This is a genomic window from Roseovarius tolerans, from assembly GCF_028885395.1.
In the GTDB taxonomy this organism is placed as follows: domain Bacteria; phylum Pseudomonadota; class Alphaproteobacteria; order Rhodobacterales; family Rhodobacteraceae; genus Roseovarius; species Roseovarius tolerans.
On record NZ_CP118494.1, the window covers coordinates 191,873 to 214,331 of the forward strand.

The following is a 22,459-nucleotide window of genomic DNA, read 5'->3' on the forward strand; positions in this document are numbered from 1 at the left end:
GACAGGAACCGTGCCGAATGAATGACGCCAGCAAAATCCTGGACCAGCTCAACGATCGCTCACGCGAGGTGTTTCGCCGCGTCGTCGAGAGCTACCTGGTCAACGGTGACCCCGTCGGATCGCGCACACTCACCCGCGATTTCAGCGAAAAGGTCAGCGCGGCGACGATTCGGAACGTCATGCAGGACCTCGAATATATGGGTCTTCTCGGAAGCCCCCATATCAGCGCCGGGCGCATTCCCACCCAAGACGGGTTGCGCATGTTCGTCGATGGGTTGCTAGAGGTGTCCGATGTTGAATTGACCGATCGCCGGATGATCGACGCGACCGTGACTAGCAATTCTCAGGATGTGGGCGGTATCCTGGATCGTATCGGATCGGCGCTCTCGGGCGTCACGCGCGGTGCGTCGCTTGTGCTGGCGCCCAAGCACGAGGCCCCGATCAAACATATCGAATTCGTCAGCCTCGCGCAGGATCGGGCACTTGTGGTGCTGGTATTTTCCGATGGGCATGTCGAGAACCGCATCTTCACGCCACCGCCCGGCCAGACACCCAGTTCGATGCGCGAGGCCGCAAATTTCCTCAATGCGTTGATCGAGGGGCGCACACTCTCGGACGTGCAGCGGGTGATCGCCTCCGAGATCGACAAGCGTCGACAAGAGATTGACAGCCTGTCCCAAGCGCTGGTCGAAAGTGGCCTTGCCGTGTGGCAGGGTGAAGGCGACACCTACGAGCGCCTGATCGTGCGCGGCCGTGCGAATCTGCTGGATTCTGGGGCAGAGGATGAAGACCTTGACCGCATTCGCATCCTGTTTGACGACCTTGAGCGCAAACGCGACATCGCAGAGTTCCTCGAATTGGCCGAAGATGGCGAAGGTGTGCGCATTTTTATTGGCTCTGAGAACAAACTTTTCTCACTTTCGGGTTCCTCTTTGGTCGTCTCTCCATATATGAACGCTGACCGTAAGATCATTGGCGCGGTCGGGGTCATCGGCCCGACGCGATTGAATTATGGGCGGATCGTGCCGATCGTGGACTACACCGCGCAACTGGTAGGCAAACTGATCTCCGACCGGAGTTAGAGGTGAAAAATGGCAGAGCCGAGAGAAGACAGCTTCCTTGACGATATCGAAGAGGCAGCGGCAGAAGAGCAGGAGTATTCCGGGGGTGAAATCTCGGGCGAAGCGGCGGAAATCGACGCGCTGCGGGCAGAACGTGATGCCCTTCAGGATAAATTCATGCGCGCCCTCGCCGACGCTGAGAACGCGCGTAAACGCTCCGACAAGGACCGGCGCGAGGCCGAGAATTACGGTGGCTCCAAACTGGCCCGCGACATGCTGCCGGTGCATGACAACCTCAAGCGCGCGCTCGACACGGTGACCGAGGATCAGCGCGCGGGTTCCGCCGCGCTGTTCGAGGGCATTGAGCTCACCCTGCGCGAGTTGCGCAATGTCTTTGCCAAGCACGGCATCACCGTGATCGACCCTCAGGTCGGCGACCGGTTCGACCCGCAGCATCATGAGGCGATGTTCGAGGCCCCGCTGCCCGGCACCAAGGCGGGGGAGATCATTCAGGTCTCCGCCCAGGGCTTCATGTTGCACGATCGCATCCTGCGCCCGGCACAAGTCGGCGTCTCGTCCAATCGCGACTGATGACAGGGCGGGGCCTACCCCGCCCTGTCCGCCAACCCCTTCAATTCATAAAGCAGGTCCAACGCCTCACGCGGGCTGAGCGTGTCCGGCAGAACATCTTCCAGCCGCGCCTCTACCTCAGAGCGGCGCATCGACGCTGGGGCAGGGGGCGGTGTCGCGGCAAAGAGGGGCAGGTCGTCGATCAGCGCTTTTTGCGCTCCGCCACCCTCACGCTCGCCTTTCTCAAGCGCATCGAGTACCACCCGCGCCCGTGAAACCACAGCCTCCGGCAGCCCGGCGAGTTTCGCCACCTGAACCCCGTAACTGCGATCCGCCGCACCGCGCCGCACCTCGTGAAGGAAAATCACGTCGCCGTCATGTTCCTTGACCGCCACCGTCGCGTTGTCCACTCGGTCTAATTTGTCGCTGAGATTGGTCAGTTCATGATAATGCGTCGCGAATAGCGCGCGACAGCCATTCACATCGTGCAGATGCTCCAGCGTCGCCCAAGCGATGCTCAGCCCGTCATAGGTCGCCGTACCACGCCCGATCTCGTCGAGGATCACCAACGCATGACCGTCCGCCTGATTGAGAATCGCTGCCGTCTCAACCATTTCCACCATGAATGTCGAGCGCCCGCGCGCCAGATCGTCCGATGCGCCCACCCGGCTGAAAAGCTGGCTCACCATCCCGATATGCGCCGAGCGCGCGGGCACGTAGCTACCGATTTGCGCCAAGAGCACGATCAGCGCGTTCTGTCGAAGAAATGTCGATTTGCCAGCCATGTTGGGGCCGGTCAGAAGCCAGATATCGTTTTCACCTCCAAGATCGCAATCATTGGCGATGAAGGGCGCGCCACCCTGAGCGCGCAAGGCACGCTCCACTACCGGGTGCCGCCCGCCTTCAATCCTGAGGGCGCGGCTTCCATCCACATTTGGGCGGCACCACTGCTCGCCCTTGGCCAGGTCAGCCAATGCTGTAGCAAGGTCAATCTCTGACAGGCCCTGCGCGATCTGTCCGACTTGAGCTGACAGCTCCAAGATTGAGCTCTTCAGGCTTTCATAGAGCCGCTTCTCAATCTCCAGCGCCCGCCCCCCGGCGTTCAGGATACGGGTTTCCATCTCGCTCAGCGGCACCGTTGTAAACCGCACCTGATTGGCGGTCGTCTGTCGGTGTTTGAAAGTCTCGTTCAGCGGCGCCGCCAGCATCTTCTCTGCATGGGTTGCGGTCACCTCGACAAAATAGCCCAGCACGTTGTTGTGCTTGATCTTGAGCGAGTTGATCCCGGTCTCCCGGATATAGTCGCCTTGCATCGTCGCAATCACGCCGCGTCCCTCGTCACGCAATTTGCGTGCTTCATCCAGATCAGTGTCATATCCCGGTGCGATGAACCCGCCATCGCGTGCCAGTAAGGGCGGTTCGGCAACCAATGCCTGATCCAGCAGGTCCAGCAGGTCCAGCTGCCCGGTCGTCATACCTGAGACCGCTTCGGCGAGCAGGGGCGGAAGGCTGACCCCCTTCAGGCGGTCCGCAATCTCACCCGCCTGCGCCAGGCCGTTTCGCACCGCCGCCAGATCGCGTGGCCCCCCTCGGTCCAGCCCCAGTCGCGACAGGGCGCGATCCAGATCTGGCACCCGGCGCAACAGGTTGCGCAAGTCGCTAGAGACACGGCCCTGTTCCATTGCAAAACCTACTGCGTCAAGCCGGTCCCGCACGACTTCCAAAACCCGGCTTGGGCTTGACAGGCGCCGCTCCAGTAGCCGCCCGCCGCCCGCCGTCACCGTCCGGTCTATGGTGGACAGCAGCGACCCGACACGTTTGCCATCCAATGCGTGGGTCAATTCGAGATTGCGCCGCGTCGCGGCATCAATCTGCATCACCCGTGCCTGCATCTCGCGCACCGGCGGGCGCAGCAAGGGCAACTTGCCTTTCTGCGTGATCTCCAGCCATTCGACAATCGCCGCCATTGCCGCGATCTCGGTCCGCGTGAATTGTCCAAAGGCCTCCAACGTACCGACGCTAAACAGCGCGCAAAGTCGCTTTTCGCCGCCCGCGCTGTCAAACGCTGCCTGTCCGAGTTCTGTCAGAGAGGCGCCGGAATCAGAGATGATATCGGCCAAATCCGCCTCATTTCTTTCCGACACGACCACTTCCCGTGGTGCCAATCGTGCCAGTTCCGGCCCCAGCCGCGCGGCAGAGAGCGGCATGACATGAAACGCACCGGTCGAAATATCCACCCAGGCCAGCGCGCCCTCGCCACGCACCTGCGCAAAGGCCGCAAGATAATTGTGCCGCCTCGCATCGAGTAAGCTTTCCTCGGTCAGTGTGCCGGGGGTGACCAGCCGCACCACCTCACGGCGCACCACCGATTTCGATCCGCGCTTCTTGGCTTCGGCGGGGTCTTCCATCTGCTCGCAGACGGCGACCCGAAACCCCTTGCGAATAAGCGTCAGCAGATAGCCCTCGGCGGAATGCACCGGCACCCCGCACATCGCTATATCCTCGCCCTGATGCTTGCCTCGCTTGGTCAGCGCGATATCCAGCGCCTCGGCCGCCGCCGCCGCGTCGTCAAAGAACAACTCGTAGAAATCCCCCATCCGATAGAACAACAACGCCCCCGGATACTCGGCTTTGATCTCCAGATATTGCGCCATCATCGGCGTCACGGTCGCGGCTGCGCTCGTCACTTGTGCCCCCTGATCTGATTGCCGCTGACCTTACAAATCCGCAGCGAGGCGCGAAAGCCCAAACCGCGTTTCAGTTGAGGCTGGGGCAAAGCCCCGCTATGCAGGGCGAAATATACACATGCACGGGCCCGATCATGGCAAACAGCAAATACACCCGCGAAGAGGCTCTCGCCTTTCACCTCGAACCGACTCCCGGGAAGTTCGAGATTCAGGCCACCGTGCCGATGACAACGCAACGCGACCTCAGCCTTGCCTATTCCCCCGGCGTGGCGGTGCCCTGCGAGGAAATCGCTGCCAATCCTGAACTGGCCTACGATTATACAAACAAGGGCAATCTCGTGGCCGTCATCTCCAACGGCACCGCCGTTCTCGGGCTCGGCAACCTCGGGGCACTGGGCAGTAAGCCGGTGATGGAGGGCAAGGCGGTGCTTTTCAAACGCTTTGCCGACGTCAATTCGATCGACATCGAACTTGATACCGAGGACCCTGAGGCGTTCATCAACGCGGTCCGTCTGATGGGGCCCACCTTCGGCGGCATCAACCTCGAGGATATCAAGGCCCCCGAATGTTTCATCATCGAGCAGCAGCTCAAAGAGGTGATGGATATTCCCGTTTTTCATGATGATCAGCACGGCACGGCGGTCATCTGCGCTGCGGGCCTCATCAACGCGCTGCACCTTTCAGCCAAGAAAATCGAGGATGTCCGCATCGTGCTCAACGGGGCAGGGGCAGCAGGTATCGCCTGTCTGGAATTGCTCAAATCAATGGGCGCGCGGCACGAGAATTGCCTGATGTGCGATACCAAGGGCGTGATATTCCAAGGCCGCACTGAGGGCATGAACCAATGGAAGTCCGCCCATGCGGTCAAGACCGAGCTGCGCTCGCTGGAAGAGGCGATGCGGGGTGCGGATGTGTTCCTTGGGGTTTCGGCCAAAGGGGCCGTCACCCAGGAGATGGTCGCCTCGATGGCCGACAACCCGGTGATTTTCGCAATGGCCAATCCCGACCCCGAGATCACGCCGGAAGACGCCCATGCCGTGCGCCCGGATGCGATCGTCGCCACCGGTCGTTCGGATTATCCCAATCAGGTCAACAACGTGCTGGGCTTTCCCTATCTTTTTCGCGGGGCGCTTGACGTGCATGCGCGCGCGATCAATGACGAGATGAAGATCGCCTGCGCCGAGGCTCTGGCCAAGCTCGCCCGGCTCGATGTGCCTGACGAGGTGGCGATGGCCTATGGCCGCAAGCTGACCTTTGGGCGCGATTACATCATTCCAACGCCGTTTGATCCGCGCCTCATCCATGTGATTCCCCCTGCCGTAGCCCGGGCGGGGATGGAAACCGGGGCAGCCCGGCGGCCCATCGTCGATATGGACGCCTATGAACTGTCGCTTAAGTCCCGGATGGACCCGACTGCGAGCATCCTGCGCGGCCTAAATGCCCGCGCTCGCAACGCACAGGCACGAATGATATTCGCCGAAGGCGACGATATACGCGTGTTGCGCGCAGCGGTGCAATATCAGCGCACCGGATTGGGCAAAGCTTTGGTTGTCGGGCGTGACGAGGACGTCAAGGCCAAGCTCGAGGGGATCGGCATGGGTGATGCCGTGCGCGAACTTGAGGTGGTGAATGCCGCCAAGACCGACAAACTCGATGAATACAAGGCGTTTCTCTACCGCCGCCTGCAGCGCAAAGGCTTTGATCGGCATGACATTCACCGCCTCGCGGCGCGTGACCGGCACGTCTATTCCGCGCTGATGCTGGCGCATGGCCATGGTGACGGTCTGGTCACCGGCGCGACCCGCAAATCGGCCCATGTGATGGAGCTTATCAACCATGTCTTTGATGTCGATGCCGAGCATGGGGCGGTTGGGATCACGGCGCTTTTGCACAAGGGGCGGATCGTGCTGATCGCTGACACGCTAGTGCATGAATGGCCCGACGAAGAGGACCTCGCCAATATCGCCATGCGCGGTGCAGGTGTCGCGCGACACTTGGGATTGGAGCCGCGCGTTGCCTTTGTCAGCTTTTCCACTTTCGGCTATCCGCGCTCGGAGCGGGCGGAGAAGATGCACCGCGCGCCGAAGGTTCTGGAGCGGCGCGGTGTTGATTTCGAATTCGAGGGCGAGGTGACCGTCGATGTGGCTCTCAACGCTCGTGCGCAGGAAAGCTACCCGTTTCAGCGCCTGACCGGACCGGCCAATGTCCTTGTTGTGCCCGCGCGTCATTCTGCCTCAATCTCGGTTAAACTAATGCAGGAAATGGCCGGGGCGACGGTGATCGGTCCAATTCTCTCGGGCGTCGATGCCTCGATCCAGATCTGCTCGTCCAACTTCACGGCCAGTGATATCCTGAACATGGCCGTTCTCGCGGCGTGCAAAGTGGGATGATGGCAACGCGGTGCTCACCGTCGCCATGGATATTTGTGGCAAGATGAAGCAGGGGACGGCATGATCTATTCCCTCGGTTCAATAAATGCCGACCATGTCTATCGCCTGTTGCACCTGCCCACGCCGGGAGAGACGTTGGCGGCCGACACCTGTACACGCATGCTGGGCGGTAAGGGGGCCAATCAGTCCATTGCCGCCGTTCGGGCCGGGGCGTGCGTCGTCCATATCGGGGCGCTCGGGCCTGATGGCAACTGGATGCGTGACGCGCTGGCCGATGCCGGGGTGGATGTGACCCATGTGACAGAGGCGGGGACCGCCTCCGGACATGCCATTGTGATGGTGGATGCGTCAGGAGAAAATACCATCGTCATTCACCCCGGGGCCAATCGCGCCCTGAACCCCAGCCAAATCGAGGTTGCGTTGCGTGACGCCCGACCGGGTGACTGGCTGTTGATGCAGAATGAAACCAACTGCCAGGGCGAGGCTGCGCGCATCGCCCGCTCGCAGGGTCTGCAAGTTGCCTATTCCGCGGCTCCTTTTGACATGGATGCAGTGCGCGCGGTGATGCCCTTTGTCTCGCTCCTCATCCTTAACGCAGTTGAGGACGCGCAGCTTTTACAGGAGATGAGCGTAGTGGATGTGCCCATGCGGCTGGTGACCCGTGGCGCCAAGGGCGCCGAGTGGGTTGATGAAAAATCGGGCAAGGCCGTCTTTGTTCCGGCCTTTCGCGTGCCGGCGATTGAAACGACCGGAGCCGGAGACTGTTTTGCCGGATACGCGGTGGCGGGCCTGGCCACTGGTTTTGCCCCGGCGCAGGCCCTGCGGCGCGCCTCTGCCGCAGCGGCCCTTCAGGTTCAGCGCCCGGGCGCGTCAGAGGCGATTCCGACCGCCGCAGAGGTCGATGCGTTTCTCAACGCTCACGATTGACCGGCAAAAGGCGCGTCTTCCCCCCAGAGTGCCCTGACGCGGGCATCGCGTCCGCAGGCGTCCCGATACAGCTTGTAGGCGCTGGCTTTGGTCCGAGGGCCAAAGCGGGTCAGGATGATATCACCACTCTTGTAATAATCCTGATGATAAGCTTCGGCTGGCCAAAACCGGTCCAACGGCAGGATCGGAGTCACGATCGCCTGGCCCAGTGCTTTGGCCGCATCTTCCTTGACGGCCTTCACAAGCGTATTTTCTGCGTCATCAGAGACGAAAATTCCTGTCTGATAGCTCTGTCCGCGATCACAGAATTGCCCGCCCGCGTCAGTCGGGTCGACCGAGCGAAAGAATAGGTGCAGCAATTGCTCGCGCGTGACCTGCGCGGGGTCGAAGGTGATTTGCACTGCCTCCAGATGCCCGGTGCCGCCACGTGTGACCTGTTTGTAGGTCGGGTTATCGAGCGCGCCGCCAGCAAAGCCCGATTCGGCCTCGATCACGCCTTTGACCTTCTCGAAATCGGCCTCCACGCACCAGAAGCAGCCGCCTGCGACCACCAGCGTATCCGCATCTGCTGCGTGCGCCTTTTTCGCCTGCATGCACAGACCCACTATGATCAGTGCTGCCAAGGTCACCGCCTTGAGTTCCCTAATATATGCCACCATCGTCACGCCCTCCTGTTCTTTGTCAGTCTGACGTAAAACCAGCGTCGCACCAACTTACGACGCCGTGATGTCACGCGCTGTTGAGAGATATTTCGACCTTGGCACCGGATTTCGGCAGACATACGCTGCACCGAACACACGCGAGGGGATAATGATGATCGACCAGCAAACCACCCATGCCGCGCAAGAGGATGCGCGCAACGAGCAGATCCTGATCTGGCTCAACGGGCGCATCGTGCCTAAGGCGGAGGCGCTGGTCAGTGTTTATGACAGTGGTTTCATGCTGGGTGACGGCGTGTGGGAGGGGCTGCGCCTCTATAACGGCACGTGGGCCTTTGCAGCGGAACATCTCGACCGCTTGTTCGAGGCCGCCCGTGCCATCGACCTTGATATCGGTATGACCCGGAGTGAGGTGCTTCAGGCCATAACAGAGACACAACAGGCCAATGGCATGACCACCGATGCGCATGCCCGGTTGATGGTGACACGGGGCATCAAGGCCCGGCCCTTTCAGCACCCTTCTCTAAGTCAGCAGGGGCCGACGGTAACCATCATCATGGAACACTCGCAGCCGAAGATTGCCCGGCCCATTCGTCTCGCCACCGTGCCGCATATCCGTGGCCTGCCGATGACCCAGGACCCGAAACTCAATTCACACTCCAAGTTGAACTGCATTCTCGCCTGTATCGCGGCGGAAAAGGCCGGCGCCGACGAGGCATTGATGCTCGATATCCATGGTTTCGTGAACACCACCAATGCTTGTAATTTCTTCATCATTCGCAAGGGCGCAGTCTGGACCTCGACCGGGGATTACTGCATGAACGGCATCACGCGCCAAAAGGTCATTGATCTCTGCCGCGCGAACGCCATTCCTGTTTTCGAGAAAAACTTTTCTCTGGTCGAGGCCTACGGTGCGGATGAGGCGTTTCTCACCGGCACGTTCGGGGCGCAAACCCCGGTGAGTGAAATCGACGGTCGGCAGATCGGTGATGGCGCGCAAGGGCCTTTTACCACGCGGATCCAAGACCTTTATAAGGCACTGATTCAGCGTGAAACGACTTAGACAGGGCGTAAAATAAGCGCTTTTTCGCGTGCTGCGACCACACCCTTCAGCCCTCCTGGCACGTCCTGATCCGTCAGAACATTTATCGTGAAGCGCTCACCATGACAGCGCGCCACCTCTTGCTCGGGGATCGAAAACGGCGGACCTGCCATCGCGCTTTGGTCGTATTCGAAGGTCACGAGAAGCTGCGGCGCGCATTCCGTGATGCCGGCCAGATGCGCTGCATACCGTGCGCGCATATCCTCCGGTAGGGCCACCAGCGCGGCGCGGTCATAGACAGCATGCACCGGACCTACGACACTGGCGCTCAACTCGAAGATATCTCCGACGAAGATATCTACATATTCCGCAGCATAGCGGCGATGCCGCCCTGTATCTGTTATTTCCGGTGTGACGCCCATTTCGGAAAATAGATCACGCACTGCGATCTCGCTCAATTCAACCCCGGCAACGGAATAGCCTTTTGATAAAAGCCATGGAATATCAATAGCCTTCCCACTGAGCGGCAGGAAAACGCGTTGCCCTTGAGTCAGCCCAAGTGCATGAAAATGCGCCTCCAGCATCCGGTTCACCTTGCCTTCGTGGAACCCGAGTCGCCCCTCTTGCCAGCGATCGTGCCAAAACTTCGCGTCCATTGCCTGCCTCTTACCTTGCATCCGTGATTCGACGATCCTAGACATGATTAACATCTCGTAAACACAAAGGGCGGGTCATTGATGATAGCGTCATATCAAATGACCGGGCGAGTCTGAAATGCGCATCGCCATGTGGTCCGGGCCGCGCAATCTCTCTACCGCGATGATGTACAGCTTTGCGGCGCGGGGCGATTGCGCTGTGGTGGATGAGCCATTCTATGCCGCTTATCTGGCCGCAACCGACCTCCAGCACCCGATGCGAGACGCGATCATGGCCGCGCAATCGCAGGATCCCACACGCGTAGTGGGACAACTCCTAGGCCCTGTTCCGGCTCAAAAACCGCATTTCTATCAGAAACACATGGCCCAGCACATGATCCCCGGCGTGCCGCGCGACTGGGTGAACGAACTGACCAATGTTTTTCTCATCCGCCACCCTGCGCGCGTCGCCGCCAGTTTTTCGGCCAAATATGACAATCCGACGCTCGCCGATATCGGCTTTGTCCAACAGGCCGAGCTTTACGAGCAATTGGTGGCCGTGGGGCAATCGCCCGTCGTCATCGATTCCGCCGATATCCGCCGGAACCCCGAGGCCATGCTGCGTCGGCTCTGCGCTGCCATCGGTCTCGATTGGACGCCTGCCATGCTGTCCTGGCCGCGTGGCGGCCACGTCGAAGATGGGGTCTGGGCGGCGCATTGGTACGCGACGGTGCATGACAGCACCGGCTTTGCCCCCGCCGAGGGGCCGCTGCCCGAACTGGAAGGTGCGCGTGCCGCTCTGGCCGAGGTGGCGATGCCCGCCTATGAGCGGCTGTGCGCCGTAAAGCTGCGGCCTGCCTGATGAGCGGCCGCCGGAAATATCCGGCCGACTTGAAACTATCTCCACTCGAATCCGTGTCTTGTGCTGTGCCGGGTAAAAACCCGGTTGAAGCCATGACAAAGGAGTTCACTATGAAGATGACTTTTCTTGCAACGACTTTTGCCCTCACCGTTGGTGTCGCGATGGCGGATGATCACGGAATGCACCCGATGGTGATGGCCGAAGACCAAAGCGTCGCCAACGGTATCGTAAGTGCCGAGAAAGTGGTCGCCGATAAGAACGGTTGGCTGGTTGTGCATCGCACGGGCGAAGACATGAAGCCTGGTCCGGTTGTCGGCTATGCCCCCCTTCGCAAGGGCGAGACGAATGATGTCGCCGCGATCCTGCAGGAAGATGTTGCCGCAGGCGACATGCTCATGCTGATGGTTCACGCAGAAGACGGCGGGATGCAGACCGGCGTATTTGAATACACCCTGGGGGCCAAGGAAGACGGCCCGATCAAGATGGACGGGAACCTCGTGATGACGGTTGTCACCGCGAAGTGATTGGATACGAAAAAGGCGGCCCATCGCAGGGCCGCCTTTTTCTTCATTTTTATATAGAGGGCTTAACCCTTCAGGCGCCGGTTTCGCGCCGCGAGCAGCTTCAGACGCAGGGCGTTCAGTTGAATGAAACCCGCCGCGTCCTTCTGATCATAGGCCCCGGCATCCTCCTCAAAGGTCACATGCGCCTCGGAATAGAGGCTGTGATCCGACCACCGCCCGACGGTCGTCGCCGCCCCCTTGTAGAGCTTGAGCCGCACCGTGCCGCTGACATGTTCCTGGCTCTTGTCGATGGCCGCCTGCAACATCTCGCGTTCCGGGCTGAACCAGAAGCCGTTGTAAATCAACTCCGCATAGCGCGGCATCAGCGAATCCTTGAGATGCCCCGCGCCACTGTCGAGCGTAATCTGCTCGATCCCGCGATGCGCCTCGAGAAGGACAGTGCCGCCAGGGGTCTCGTAAATACCGCGTGACTTCATGCCCACGAACCGGTTTTCAACAAAGTCGAGCCGCCCAATGCCGTGCTTGCCGCCCAATTCGTTGAGCTTTGTGAGGATCGTGGCCGGGCTCATCGCCTCGCCATTGATCGCCGCCGCGTCACCCTTGTCGAACGTCACCTCGATGAATTCCGGGGTATCGGGTGCCGCCTCGGGGCTGACCGTGCGCTGATAGACATAGTCGGGCGCGGCCTCTGCCGGGTCTTCCAGCACCTTGCCCTCGCTTGAGGTGTGCAACAGATTCGCATCGACCGAGAACGGCGCTTCACCACGCTTGTCCTTGGCGATCGGGATCTGGTTCTTCTCCGCAAACTCAAGCAGTCGCGTACGGCTGGTCAGATCCCATTCCCGCCAGGGCGCGATCACTTTGATATCTGGGTTGAGCGCATAGGCCGCCAGTTCGAACCGCACCTGGTCGTTGCCCTTTCCGGTCGCGCCATGCGCCACGGCATCCGCCCCGGTTTCGGCGGCGATCTCGACCAGCCGCTTGGAAATCAGCGGGCGGGCAATCGAGGTGCCCAGCAGATAGAGCCCCTCGTAGAGCGCATTGGCACGGAACATCGGGAACACGAAATCGCGCACGAATTCCTCGCGCACATCCTCAATATAGATGTTTTCCTCTTTGATCCCGAGCAGTTTCGCCTTCTCCCGCGCCGGTTCCAGTTCCTCGCCCTGCCCCAGATCAGCGGTAAAGGTCACCACCTCGCAGCCATATTCGGTCTGTAGCCATTTCAGGATGATCGAGGTATCGAGACCCCCGGAATAGGCCAGAACAACTTTCTTGGGCGCGGACATGTGTTTCCCCTCTCTCGCGGATATCGCAGCGCGCTTAGCCGGTTTTCCGTGCCGGGGCAAGGTGCGCCCCTTGCCAGCACGCCCCGATTGCGGCACTGAAACGGGATGACCGAGTTTCAGGATAACGCCCGCACCGCCGAGGTCGCCATGCGCGCCGTGTTCGAGCCGACGCCGCTGCAGCGCAACGATCACCTGTCGGAACGTTACGGGGCCGAAATCCTGCTCAAGCGCGAAGATCTGAGCCCGGTGCGCTCCTACAAGCTGCGTGGCGCATTCAACGCCATGCGCAAGGCCCTTGCGGCACGGCCCGAAACCACGCAATTCGTCTGCGCCAGTGCCGGCAATCACGCGCAGGGGGTGGCCTTTATGTGCCGGCATTTCGGGGTCAAGGGCGTGATCTTCATGCCGGTGACGACACCGCAGCAAAAGATCGGCAAGACCGAGAAATTCGGTGGGGATGCCGTGTCGATCCGCCTGACCGGCGATTATTTCGACGATACGCTGCATGCCGCCCAAGCCTATTGTGCCGAGGTTGGCGGGCATTTCCTGTCACCGTTTGACGATGAAGATGTGATCGCGGGGCAGGCCAGCGTCGCGGTTGAGATCGAGGCGCAATTGGGCGGCATGCCCGATCACCTGATCCTGCCGGTGGGCGGCGGCGGCCTATCTGCCGGGGTGCGCAGCTACATGGGCGATGCCGTTAACCTGACACTGGTCGAGCCCGCGGGTGGGGCCTGCCTTGCGGCGGCCCTTGCCGCCGGGAAACCGGTGCGCCTGCGCCATGTCGAGAATTTCGCCGACGGCGCCGCCGTGGCGCAGATCGGTGCGCGCACCTTTGCGCGCCTTGCCGATCTTGATCCGGCCCAGGCCCGCGTGATCGACGAGGACCGGCTGTGCACCACGATGCTGGAAATGCTCAACATCGAGGGCATCGTGCTGGAACCGGCGGGCGCGCTCGCCGTTGATGCGCTCAAGGATATGGGTGACGCGATCCGGGGCAAGACCGTGGTTTGCGTCACCTCGGGTGGCAATTTCGATTTCGAACGCCTGCCCGAGGTCAAGGAGCGCGCGCAGCGCTACTCGGGGGTCAAGAAATACTTTATCCTGCGCATGCCGCAGCGACCCGGCGCGTTGCGTGACTTCCTTGATATCCTCGGACCGGAGGACGATATCGCCCGGTTTGAATATCTCAAGAAATCGGCGCGCAATTTCGGCTCCGTCCTGATCGGGATCGAAACGACGCGACCCGAAAATTTCGTTCATATCCAGCGCAAGCTGGACGATGCCGGGTTTGATTACCGCGACATCACCCGCGACGAGGTGTTGGCGGAGTTCCTGATCTAGGCGGCCATTACCTCTGCCGTGAGCCCGGCGAGAAACGCTGCCTTGGACTGCTCGAAACAGCACAGAATTTCCGTCAGATCAACGCGACCGCCTTGTCCTGCCGCCGCGGCTGCCTCACCCGCATGGCACAGGTCCGAAAATGCGATAAACCCGAGATTGAGTGCGCTGCCCTTGAGGAAATGCAACTGCCCTTCGATGTCGAGTGCCTCGCGTGGCGCGCGCAACCTGTCAATTTCGGTCTGGACTTCTTCGAGAAACAGATCGACGACCTCTTCGAACGCGTCCGCGCCAATCTCATCCCTCAGGTTTCGAACGCGGTCCCAATCGATCATGCTCCGCCCTCCTTCGACAGGAACAGGCTGGTCTCCAAACCCTTAGAAATCGTTAAAGACCTTGCTGACATTCGTGTAATTTTAGCATTCACCCCGCGTTAAGGCGGCACGCGCTATCGCAAGGATGAACAGACCAAGGGAATGATCGGTGCGTGCCCAAAGACCAGAAAGTGGACGGGTGGATGCGGGTGATGATGTCATCCGCCGTGTTCTGGTTGTCGATGACAGCCGGGCACAGCGTCGCATCCTGACGGCGTCGCTCACACGATGGGGTTTTGATGTCCGCGAGGCGGAGTCTGGTGATGATGCGCTTGGGATATGTGCTGATTACGCGCCTGATCTGGTACTTAGTGACTGGATGATGCCCGGCATGACCGGGCTAGAGTTCTGTCGTGCGTTCCGTGACATGCCGCGCGAAACTTACGGTTATTTCATCCTTCTGACGTCCAAGAGTGACAAGGACGAGGTGGCGCTTGGCCTCGATGGCGGGGCCGATGATTTCCTGACCAAGCCGGTCAACGCCGCCGAATTGCGCGCCCGCATCGCCGCCGGGGCGCGCATCCTCCAGATGGAGCGGGAGCTGACCGACAAAAACCGGCTGATCACCTCCACCCTCGACGAGTTGCAATCGCTCTATGATTCGCTCGACAGCGACCTGATCGAGGCCAAGAAGCTGCAGCAATCTCTGGTCAGCGAACGCTATCGCGATTTCGGCACCGCCGAGGTGTCATTGCTCCTGCAATCGGCGGGGCATGTAGGTGGCGATCTGGTGGGCATGTTCCCGATTTCCGACAGCCGGATCGGTCTCTATGGGATCGACGTGTCCGGGCATGGTATCAGTTCCGCTCTGATGACGGCGCGGTTGGCCGGGTATCTGTCATCCTCAGTGCCCGAACAGAACCTTGCCTTGCAGAAAACGCGTGTCGGTGGCTTTGCCCCCCGCCCCCCTGCCGAGGCGATTGCCATGCTCAACCGCGTCATCATGTCCGAGATGGAGACTGAACATTACTTCACCATCGCGCTTGCCGATGTCGATCTGCAGAGTGGTCAGGTCATCATCGCACAGGCCGGTCATCCCTATCCGGCGTTGCAGCGCGCGACGGGTGCGGTGGAATTTATCGGCCAGGGGGGACTGCCCGTTGGCTTGATCGACGCCGCCGAGTTCCAACAATTCGAGGTCACGATGGCCCCGGGCGACAGGCTCTTGATCCATTCCGACGGCGTTACCGAATGCGCGGCGCGCGACGGCGCGCTGCTTGATGAGGACGGGCTTTCCCGGATCCTGCGAGATCTGCGCCAGACGCGCGGTCGGGCCTTTCTGGAATCATTGATCTGGAGACTGTCGGATTTCGCCGGGGACGCGGATTTTCAGGATGATATTTCTGCCGTTCTGCTGGAATTTAGACCAGACCCAATGCCCGGCTGACGAAATGCCGGTCCCCTGAATTGCCAAGCCGCATTGCGGCCTGATCCGGCGTGACCCAGACCGCGCGATGCCCGGGTTCTGTCGCCGCGCCGAGGGCACGCACCGGATCGGCACGGTAAATCATGCACAGCTTTTCAGCCCAGAACTCGTATTCCGGCATATAGGTAAACCGCCGAAACGCCCCGACGCGTCTTGGCCGCGCGATGATCCAGCCGGTTTCTTCATAAACCTCACGGTGCAGCGCACGCAGTGGATGCTCGCCCGGGTCGATGCCGCCGCCTGGCAGTTGCAGTTCCGGCACCGGCTCTGCCTGATGCGTGACCAGCAGATGCCGCCCCTGCGGCAGGATCGCATAGACCCCGGGCCGCAACCGATAACGCACATCTTGGCGTGGTGCTTCGCCGAATCTCCGGATCATGCCATGCCCCCTTGGTGCCCCGTCTTGTCCTGCCTACATACACGCGATATGCCGAACCAAGGCGCATAAGGAAACCCCATGACTCTTGGACAGAAAATCGCCTGGGACGATACGATCCTGCCGTTCCAGCTTGATCACGCCGATATCCGGGGCCGCGTAGCGCGGCTTGACGGGGTGCTTGATGGTATCCTGAAACAACATAATTATCCCCCGCAGGTCGAGGCGCTGATCGCCGAAATGGCGCTTTTGACGGCCCTCATCGGTCAGACGATCAAGCTGCGCTGGAAGCTGTCGCTTCAGGTCCAGACCAAGGGTGCGGTGCGGATGATCGCCACTGATTATTACGGTCCCACCAACGAGGGCGAATCAGCGCGCATGCGCGCCTACGCCAGCTTTGATCCCGACCGCCTTGATGATGGCCCGCCGTTTGGGCAGTTGGGAGAGGGATATTTTGCCGTATTGCTCGATCAGGGCCAGGGCACGACACCCTATCAAGGCATCACCCCGATCGCCGGAAATGCGTTGCGCAACTGCGCCGAGGCCTATTTCGCCCAATCCGAACAATTGCCCACGCGCTTTTCCCTAAGCTTCGGTAGATCGCACGAAACGGGCGGGGTGGAGCATTGGCGTGCCGGTGGTGTTATGCTGCAACACATGCCCAAGGCCTCGCCCTTCGCCAGTGGCGGTGGATCGGGGGAGGAAGGACTCTTGCAGGCAAGTGATGTCGTCGATGGTGATGATGCCGAGAACTGGAACCGGGCCAACATGCTGCTCGACACGGTCGAGGATCTCGAGCTGATCGGGCCGTCTGTGGCACCCACGGATCTCCTTGTGCGGCTGTTTCACGAAGAGGCCCCGCGCGTCTTCGACCTGCAGCCGGTTCGCTTTGGCTGTACTTGTTCTGAGGAACGGGTCCGAAACAGCCTGTCGATCTATTCGGCAAAGGACATTGAAAAGATGACCACCGAAGACGGCATTGTGACCGCCGATTGCCAGTTCTGCGGCGCGCATTACCGGCTCAATCCGGAAACCCTCGGGTTCGACGCGCCAAAAGGGTCCGATGACGGTGCGTGATCCGCTCGAACCGATTCTCGCGGCGCTTGGAGCGGTGCGCGCAGGATCGTCGGATTATGACTTGAACCCCGAGGTGAGCCTGCCGCCGGGGCGCAAGCTGCGCGCGGCGGGGGTGCTCGTGCCGGTGCTTTGCAGCGGGGGCGCGCCGCGTGTGATCCTGACCAAGCGGTCCTCCGCGCTCAAGCATCACCCCGGACAGATCGCCTTTCCCGGTGGCAAGCAGGATGCGGGCGATCCTGATATCACCGCCACCGCCCTGCGTGAGGCGCAAGAGGAAATCGGCCTCGATCCGGCCGATGTTGAAACGCTCGGCTTTCTGCCCCGGCACGAGACGGTGACCGGCTTTGACGTGACCCCGGTTCTGGCCCGGATCTCCGTACCCTTCACGCCTGTGCCAGAGGTCGGAGAGGTCGAGGAAGTGTTCGAGGTACCGCTCGCGCACTTATTGGCGTTAAGCAGGTTTAGGGTCGAGAAACGCCGTTGGCGCGGGGATTGGCGGCACTATTATGCAGTGCCGTTCGGACCTTATTACATCTGGGGTGCCACCGCGCGTATTTTGCGCAACATGGCTGAGATGGCGGGGCCGCGATGAAACTCTCGGGCGACTGGATCACCGCGCCCGCCACGCAGGCGGTTTGCACTGCGCTGACGCAGGCCGGGCATCAGGCGCTTTTTGTCGGCGGCTGCGTGCGTAACGCACTTTTGCGCGTGCCGGTTGGCGATATCGACATCGCCACCGACGCGTTGCCGCCGGATGTGATCTGGCTGGCCACCGGTGCTGGGCTGAAACCTGTGCCCACCGGCATCGACCACGGCACCATCACCGTGGTTTCGGGCGGTAAGCCGCATGAGGTCACCACATTCCGCGAGGACGTGGATACCTTCGGGCGACATGCGCAGGTGGTCTTTGGCACCGATCTTCACGCCGATGCTCGCCGCCGCGATTTCACCATGAATGCGCTCTATGCGCGCCCCGACGGCTCGGTGATCGACCCTTTGGGCGGCATTGACGATCTGACCGCACGGCGCGTGCGCTTCATCGGCAATGGAGCAACGCGGATCAAGGAAGATTACCTGCGTATCCTTCGCTTTTTCCGCTTTCATGCCTGCTATGGTGACGCCGAGGCGGGACTTGATTCCGACGCGCTCGCCGCCTGTGCGGCTCATCTCGACGGGCTTGCCGGGCTCTCGCGCGAGCGTGTCGGGGCCGAAATGCGCAAACTGCTTACCGCGCCCGATCCCGCGCCGTCGGTTGCCGCGATGCAGATGACCGGCGTGCTGACCGCGATCCTGCCGGGGGCGGATGTGCGGTCACTCGCGCCGCTTGTGTATCTCGAGTCAGAGACAAACACGGCCCCAAACGCCCTGCGCCGTCTTGCTGCACTGGGCGGAGAGGATATCCCCGACCGCCTGCGCCTGTCGCGCGCCGACACCAAGCGGCTCGCGCTCTTGCGCGACGGCGCGTCCGCCACCATGCCGCCCGCCGAGATTGGCTATCGTTACGGCGCGACGGATGGTATGGATATGCTGCTCCTGCGCGCTGCCCTTCTCGATGCTCCGCTTGATCCGAACGCGCCGGACGATCTCAAGCGCGGTGCTAGTGCCGCGTTTCCGGTCAAGTCTGCCGATCTCATGCCGGATTACACCGGCCCCGCTCTCGGCCAAAAGCTGCAAGATCTGGAGAATCGCTGGATCGCCTCGGGTTTCAGGCTCGGTCGGGAGGATCTGTTGTGACGACCCACCACATCACCCGCCTCGGTCATCAGGGTGACGGGATCGCCGAGGGTCCGCTTTTCGCACCGCTCACCCTGCCGGGTGAGGACGTCACCGGCACGACCGACGGCCAAGCCCTGTGTGACATCCGCATCATCACCCCCTCGCCCGCTCGCGTGACCCCGCCTTGTCGGCATTTCAAATCCTGTGGCGGCTGTCAGTTGCAGCACGCCTCGGATGATTTCACTGCCCGGTGGAAACGCAAGGTCGTCGAGGCCGCACTCGCCGCGCATGGTATTTCCGCCGAGATCGGGCCTGTTCATACCTCACCCCCGAATTCCCGCCGCCGTGCGGTGCTGGCCGCACGGCGCACGAAAAAGGGCGCGATGGCGGGCTTTTACGCCCGCGGCAGCGAGACGATCATTGAAATACCTGACTGCCACCTGCTGCATCCCGATCTGATGGCGGCCCTGCCATTGGCCGAGGATTTGGCCATCGAGGGCACGAGCCGAAAGGCTGCGCTCGCGGTGAGTGTCACGCTCTCGCTCGGCGGTCTCGACGTTGCGGTGCGCGGTGGAAAGCCCCTCGATGGCCCGCTACGCATCATGCTGGCAGGGCTTTCGGAGAAGCATGACCTTGCGCGGCTGGCCTGGGATGGTGAGATGGTGGTCACCCGTCGCCCGCCACAGCAGAAGTTCGGCCCGGCCGTCGTGACGCCACCGCCGGGTGCTTTTCTGCAGGCCACGGAAGAGGGCGAAGCCGCCCTTTTGGCTGAAACAGAGTCTATTTTGCGGGACGCGTCCTGCATCGTCGATCTCTTTGCCGGATGCGGTACCTTTGCGCTGCCGCTGGCGCGTCGCGCGCCCGTTCATGCCGTTGAGGGCGATGCAGCCATGACCGAGGCGCTCGACGTGGGCTGGCGGCACGCGCAGGGGCTCAAACCCGTCACCAGCGAGGCGCGCGATCTCTTTCGCCGCCCGCTCCTGCCGGATGAATTGGCCCGCTTTGACGGGGCGGTGATCGACCCTCCGCGCGCCGGAGCCGAGGCGCAGATCGCAGAGATCGCGCGGGCGCGGTTGCCGCGCCTGGCCTATGTATCCTGTAACCCGGTCACCTTCGCCCGCGATGCGCGGCATCTGCTGTCACATGGCTACGTCATGGGGCCAGTGCGCGTGGTTGATCAGTTCCGCTGGTCAGCGCATGTCGAACTGGTTGCCGGGTTTACCTTGACCAAGACATAATTCGTGAAAAAACCGCTACCCTGAGCCAGCAGAACCGTAGTAAAACACCCGCAAAACAACCGGGCAGTAGACGGTGACAGGCATGACATTCACACGACGTTTTGCATTGCTTGCAGGGGCGGCCGCCCTTGCGGGATGTGCGCAAAAATCCAAGTTCCGCAGCTATTACGGGCCCGAAGTGACCCGCGTGATCGTCAACAAGGGCGAGCGCGAAATGTTCCTCCTGCACCACCGCAAGGTGCTTAAGCGCTACAAAGTCGACTTGGGCTTTGCTCCCGAGGGACACAAACAGTTCGAGGGAGATGGCCGGACGCCCGAGGGCGAATACCTGATCGATCGGCGCAATCCCAATAGCTCGTTTCACTTGTCGCTAGGGATTTCATACCCCAACGAGGCCGATATCGCCTTCGCCAAGGTGCTTGGAAAGTCGCCGGGGGGTGACATCTTTATCCATGGCGAGCCGAACGCGCTCGCGTTCCTTAGCCCGGATTGGACAGCGGGGTGCATCTCGGTCAAGAATCGCGAGATGGAAGATGCTTATGCCATGATTCGCAATGGCACGCCGATCACGCTGAATGCGTGATCACGAGCCGAGGATCATCGTCCACCAGATTTTGCCACCTGGCTCTTGCAGCCAGTCAAAGCCCATACGCTCGGCCTCGGGGTTGAGGATCACACGTCTCGTGGTCTCTTCCTGCATCCAGGCAGCTAGGGTTTCGAGTTCGGTCTCATAAGTCTCGGATATGGTCTCGCCCACCAGTTCACCGTCGTATCCGACCCGTCGGATGCGATCCACTGGCGACGACCCGTCAGAGCCGAAATGCCACGGCCGGTTCTGCACAGACATGTCGCGTGAATGGGTGGCGGCCGCCGCAGTCAGCTTTTCGTCGAGGATAAGCGGCCCGGCCCCGGCGGCCTGACGCAGAGAGTTCACCGAATCCAGCATGCGGAATCTGATCTCGCGTTCCTGACCTGTGCGAATGGGATAGACCCGCGGCAACGGTTTGCCATCCGCTCCAATCTGCGGTGATGGCGGTGGTGGTGCGGCACAGGCCGACAATGCCAACAAAGCCGACAGACAAAGGATCAAGAGACGCGCCATGATGTCAAACCAATCTTTCTTGTTCTACAATTCGCTTTAGCCCGCCTTGCGATGCAGTTCAAACCCGCATCGGCGGAACCGTGCGGCCCAAGGGCGGTTTGAATTGCGACTGCGGCCTTTACGCCATATATTGCAGTCTGATCAGACAGGTATGAGTGGAGACCCAAAGATGACCTCTGATATCCGGGACACGTGGAACCGCCGGGCCTTTCTGGCCGGAAGCTGCGCGATGATCGGCGCGCCTGCGATCGCTCAGGGTGTGGATGGCCCCGATACGGTCGAGAATGAACGCGACGTCACCACCACTGTGCGCCGCAATATCTCAGCCTTCCGCACATTGGATTGGCAGCCCTATTTCTCGAACCTGCGCAACGGAGCAATCCTTGTCGATATCGATTCGCGTGCGGTGCATTTCTGGAGCGAGGACCAAAGCGTTTACAAACTCTACCCCTCCTCTGTGCCGCTGACCGAGGACCTCACGCGCCGGGGTCGTACTTCCGTAGTGCGCAAGGTCGAAGGGCCAAGCTGGCGCCCGACCCCTTCGATGCTAAAGCGTAATCCCGAATGGCCACCCTATGTCGGCCCCGGCCCGGACAACCCGCTTGGCACCCACGCGCTCTATCTCAGCTGGACCTATTACCGGATTCACGGGACTCATGACACGCGCAAGATTGGGAGGCGCTCGTCGAACGGTTGTGTCGGACTCTATAATGAACATATCGCGCAACTCTTCGCTTTGACCAAAGTCGGCACTCAAGTGTTGCTTATTTGACGAAAAAGCGACCGGAGATGCATTCAAGGCCTCAAGATACGTTTGCATTCCTGACATTTTACTGCTTAGAAAAAGCTACGAGGTAAGTCTTGGGTGCCTGTTGCTGCGCTGTTGCAGCGTCACACCTGTATCTGGAGGATAATTATGAAGAAACTCGTTCTCGCGGCCGCTCTGTCTGCTGCTGCTTCGACCGGTTTTGCCGGCAACCTGTCCGAGCCCGTTATTGAGGCTCCGGTCATCGTTGAAGAAACCAACGCAAGCTCTTCGGCAGCCGCCGTCTGGGTTCCGCTGGTTATTCTGTCGATCGTCGCTGCCGCAGTTGCCGCAGACTGATCGAATTACCGACTCAAAGAGAAAAGGCAGCGGCTTCCGCTGCCTTTTTTCGTTCAGC

General features: G+C 60.9%; 23 protein-coding genes. 16 read left to right on the plus strand and 7 right to left on the minus strand.

Annotated elements, in window-relative coordinates; genetic code table 11:
• The first annotated feature begins 17 nt into the window (after positions 1 to 17).
• Both hrcA and PVU19_RS00860 read left to right on the plus strand, forming a co-directional pair.
• A complete protein-coding gene (gene hrcA / locus PVU19_RS00855; RefSeq protein WP_050664454.1) occupies positions 18 to 1,082 on the plus strand; it encodes a heat-inducible transcriptional repressor HrcA in 1,065 nt (354 codons plus the stop codon).
• A gap of 9 nt (positions 1,083 to 1,091) precedes the next feature.
• Positions 1,092 to 1,652, plus strand: coding sequence for a nucleotide exchange factor GrpE (locus tag PVU19_RS00860; RefSeq protein WP_050664453.1), 561 nt, complete (start codon positions 1,092 to 1,094; stop codon positions 1,650 to 1,652).
• 14 nt (positions 1,653 to 1,666) lie between these two features.
• Here PVU19_RS00860 and mutS read toward each other — a convergent pair whose 3' ends face one another.
• A complete protein-coding gene (mutS, locus tag PVU19_RS00865; protein ID WP_274789923.1) occupies positions 1,667 to 4,288 on the minus strand; it encodes a DNA mismatch repair protein MutS in 2,622 nt (873 codons plus the stop codon).
• Between the two features lie 164 nt (positions 4,289 to 4,452).
• Here mutS and PVU19_RS00870 point away from each other — a divergent pair, with 164 nt between their 5' ends.
• Both PVU19_RS00870 and PVU19_RS00875 read left to right on the plus strand, forming a co-directional pair.
• Positions 4,453 to 6,708, plus strand: coding sequence for an NADP-dependent malic enzyme (locus PVU19_RS00870; RefSeq protein ID WP_274789857.1), 2,256 nt, complete (start codon positions 4,453 to 4,455; stop codon positions 6,706 to 6,708).
• 60 nt (positions 6,709 to 6,768) lie between these two features.
• The gene (locus tag PVU19_RS00875; protein ID WP_050663789.1) at positions 6,769 to 7,635 is read left to right on the plus strand and encodes a ribokinase; all 867 of its coding nucleotides are present in this window, start codon (positions 6,769 to 6,771) and stop codon (positions 7,633 to 7,635) included.
• Here PVU19_RS00875 and msrA read toward each other — a convergent pair.
• Positions 7,626 to 8,294, minus strand: coding sequence for a peptide-methionine (S)-S-oxide reductase MsrA (gene msrA, locus PVU19_RS00880; protein WP_152911679.1), 669 nt, complete (start codon positions 8,292 to 8,294; stop codon positions 7,626 to 7,628). The two genes, PVU19_RS00875 and msrA, sit on opposite strands and share 10 nt — an antisense overlap.
• Before the next feature lie 154 nt (positions 8,295 to 8,448).
• Between msrA and PVU19_RS00885 the strand changes: the two genes are divergently transcribed.
• Complete coding sequence (locus PVU19_RS00885) at positions 8,449 to 9,357, plus strand: D-amino acid aminotransferase (RefSeq protein WP_050663818.1); 909 nt, start codon at positions 8,449 to 8,451, stop codon at positions 9,355 to 9,357.
• Here PVU19_RS00885 and tmpT read toward each other — a convergent pair.
• Positions 9,354 to 9,992, minus strand: coding sequence for a thiopurine S-methyltransferase (gene tmpT / locus PVU19_RS00890; protein WP_050663791.1), 639 nt, complete (start codon positions 9,990 to 9,992; stop codon positions 9,354 to 9,356). The genes PVU19_RS00885 and tmpT overlap by 4 nt on opposite strands.
• Before the next feature lie 118 nt (positions 9,993 to 10,110).
• On the opposite strand from tmpT, the gene PVU19_RS00895 reads away from it, so the two are divergent.
• The gene (locus PVU19_RS00895; protein WP_050663792.1) at positions 10,111 to 10,833 is read left to right on the plus strand and encodes a sulfotransferase-like domain-containing protein; all 723 of its coding nucleotides are present in this window, start codon (positions 10,111 to 10,113) and stop codon (positions 10,831 to 10,833) included.
• A gap of 110 nt (positions 10,834 to 10,943) precedes the next feature.
• Entirely contained in the window at positions 10,944 to 11,357 is a 414-nt protein-coding gene (locus PVU19_RS00900; RefSeq protein ID WP_050663793.1) for a DUF7282 domain-containing protein, read from the plus strand.
• Between the two features lie 62 nt (positions 11,358 to 11,419).
• Here the strand turns inward: PVU19_RS00900 and PVU19_RS00905 are convergent, their stop codons facing one another.
• Positions 11,420 to 12,646 carry an argininosuccinate synthase gene (locus tag PVU19_RS00905; protein ID WP_050663794.1) on the minus strand — a complete coding sequence of 409 codons (1,227 nt, stop codon included), beginning with the start codon at positions 12,644 to 12,646 and terminating at the stop codon, positions 11,420 to 11,422.
• A 105-nt stretch (positions 12,647 to 12,751) separates the two neighbouring features.
• Here PVU19_RS00905 and ilvA point away from each other — a divergent pair, with 105 nt between their 5' ends.
• Positions 12,752 to 13,990 carry a threonine ammonia-lyase IlvA gene (gene ilvA / locus PVU19_RS00910; protein ID WP_050663795.1) on the plus strand — a complete coding sequence of 413 codons (1,239 nt, stop codon included), beginning with the start codon at positions 12,752 to 12,754 and terminating at the stop codon, positions 13,988 to 13,990.
• Here the strand turns inward: ilvA and PVU19_RS00915 are convergent.
• On the minus strand, positions 13,987 to 14,322 hold the full coding sequence (locus PVU19_RS00915) for an Hpt domain-containing protein (RefSeq protein WP_050663796.1): 336 nt from the start codon (positions 14,320 to 14,322) through the stop codon (positions 13,987 to 13,989). The two genes, ilvA and PVU19_RS00915, sit on opposite strands and share 4 nt — an antisense overlap.
• Positions 14,323 to 14,470: 148 nt before the next feature.
• Between PVU19_RS00915 and PVU19_RS00920 the strand changes: the two genes are divergently transcribed.
• A complete protein-coding gene (locus tag PVU19_RS00920) occupies positions 14,471 to 15,748 on the plus strand; it encodes a PP2C family protein-serine/threonine phosphatase (protein WP_235575870.1) in 1,278 nt (425 codons plus the stop codon).
• Here PVU19_RS00920 and PVU19_RS00925 read toward each other — a convergent pair.
• Positions 15,723 to 16,166, minus strand: a complete 444-nt coding sequence (locus PVU19_RS00925; RefSeq protein WP_050663797.1) for an NUDIX domain-containing protein — start codon at positions 16,164 to 16,166, stop codon at positions 15,723 to 15,725. The genes PVU19_RS00920 and PVU19_RS00925 overlap by 26 nt on opposite strands.
• 78 nt (positions 16,167 to 16,244) lie before the next feature.
• On the opposite strand from PVU19_RS00925, the gene hslO reads away from it, so the two are divergent.
• From hslO to PVU19_RS00950, 5 genes are all read left to right on the plus strand, one after another.
• The gene (hslO, locus tag PVU19_RS00930) at positions 16,245 to 17,240 is read left to right on the plus strand and encodes an Hsp33 family molecular chaperone HslO (protein WP_050663798.1); all 996 of its coding nucleotides are present in this window, start codon (positions 16,245 to 16,247) and stop codon (positions 17,238 to 17,240) included.
• The gene (locus tag PVU19_RS00935) at positions 17,227 to 17,832 is read left to right on the plus strand and encodes a CoA pyrophosphatase (protein WP_050663799.1); all 606 of its coding nucleotides are present in this window, start codon (positions 17,227 to 17,229) and stop codon (positions 17,830 to 17,832) included. Before hslO ends, PVU19_RS00935 begins: the two co-directional genes overlap by 14 nt.
• Positions 17,829 to 18,974: a CCA tRNA nucleotidyltransferase gene (locus PVU19_RS00940; RefSeq protein ID WP_050663800.1), complete on the plus strand. Its 1,146-nt coding sequence runs from the start codon at positions 17,829 to 17,831 to the stop codon at positions 18,972 to 18,974. The genes PVU19_RS00935 and PVU19_RS00940 overlap by 4 nt, the downstream gene beginning before the upstream one ends.
• A complete protein-coding gene (locus tag PVU19_RS00945; protein ID WP_050663801.1) occupies positions 18,971 to 20,194 on the plus strand; it encodes a class I SAM-dependent RNA methyltransferase in 1,224 nt (407 codons plus the stop codon). Before PVU19_RS00940 ends, PVU19_RS00945 begins: the two co-directional genes overlap by 4 nt.
• 82 nt (positions 20,195 to 20,276) lie before the next feature.
• A complete protein-coding gene (locus tag PVU19_RS00950; protein WP_050663802.1) occupies positions 20,277 to 20,777 on the plus strand; it encodes a L,D-transpeptidase family protein in 501 nt (166 codons plus the stop codon).
• On the opposite strand, the gene dalA is transcribed toward PVU19_RS00950, so the two are convergent.
• The gene (dalA, locus tag PVU19_RS00955; protein ID WP_050663803.1) at positions 20,778 to 21,296 is read right to left on the minus strand and encodes a divisome-associated lipoprotein DalA; all 519 of its coding nucleotides are present in this window, start codon (positions 21,294 to 21,296) and stop codon (positions 20,778 to 20,780) included.
• Between the two features lie 169 nt (positions 21,297 to 21,465).
• Between dalA and PVU19_RS00960 the strand changes: the two genes are divergently transcribed.
• A complete protein-coding gene (locus tag PVU19_RS00960; protein ID WP_050663804.1) occupies positions 21,466 to 22,068 on the plus strand; it encodes a L,D-transpeptidase in 603 nt (200 codons plus the stop codon).
• Between the two features lie 144 nt (positions 22,069 to 22,212).
• Positions 22,213 to 22,401, plus strand: a complete 189-nt coding sequence (locus PVU19_RS00965) for a hypothetical protein (protein ID WP_050663820.1) — start codon at positions 22,213 to 22,215, stop codon at positions 22,399 to 22,401.
• Positions 22,402 to 22,459: the final 58 nt, after the last annotated feature.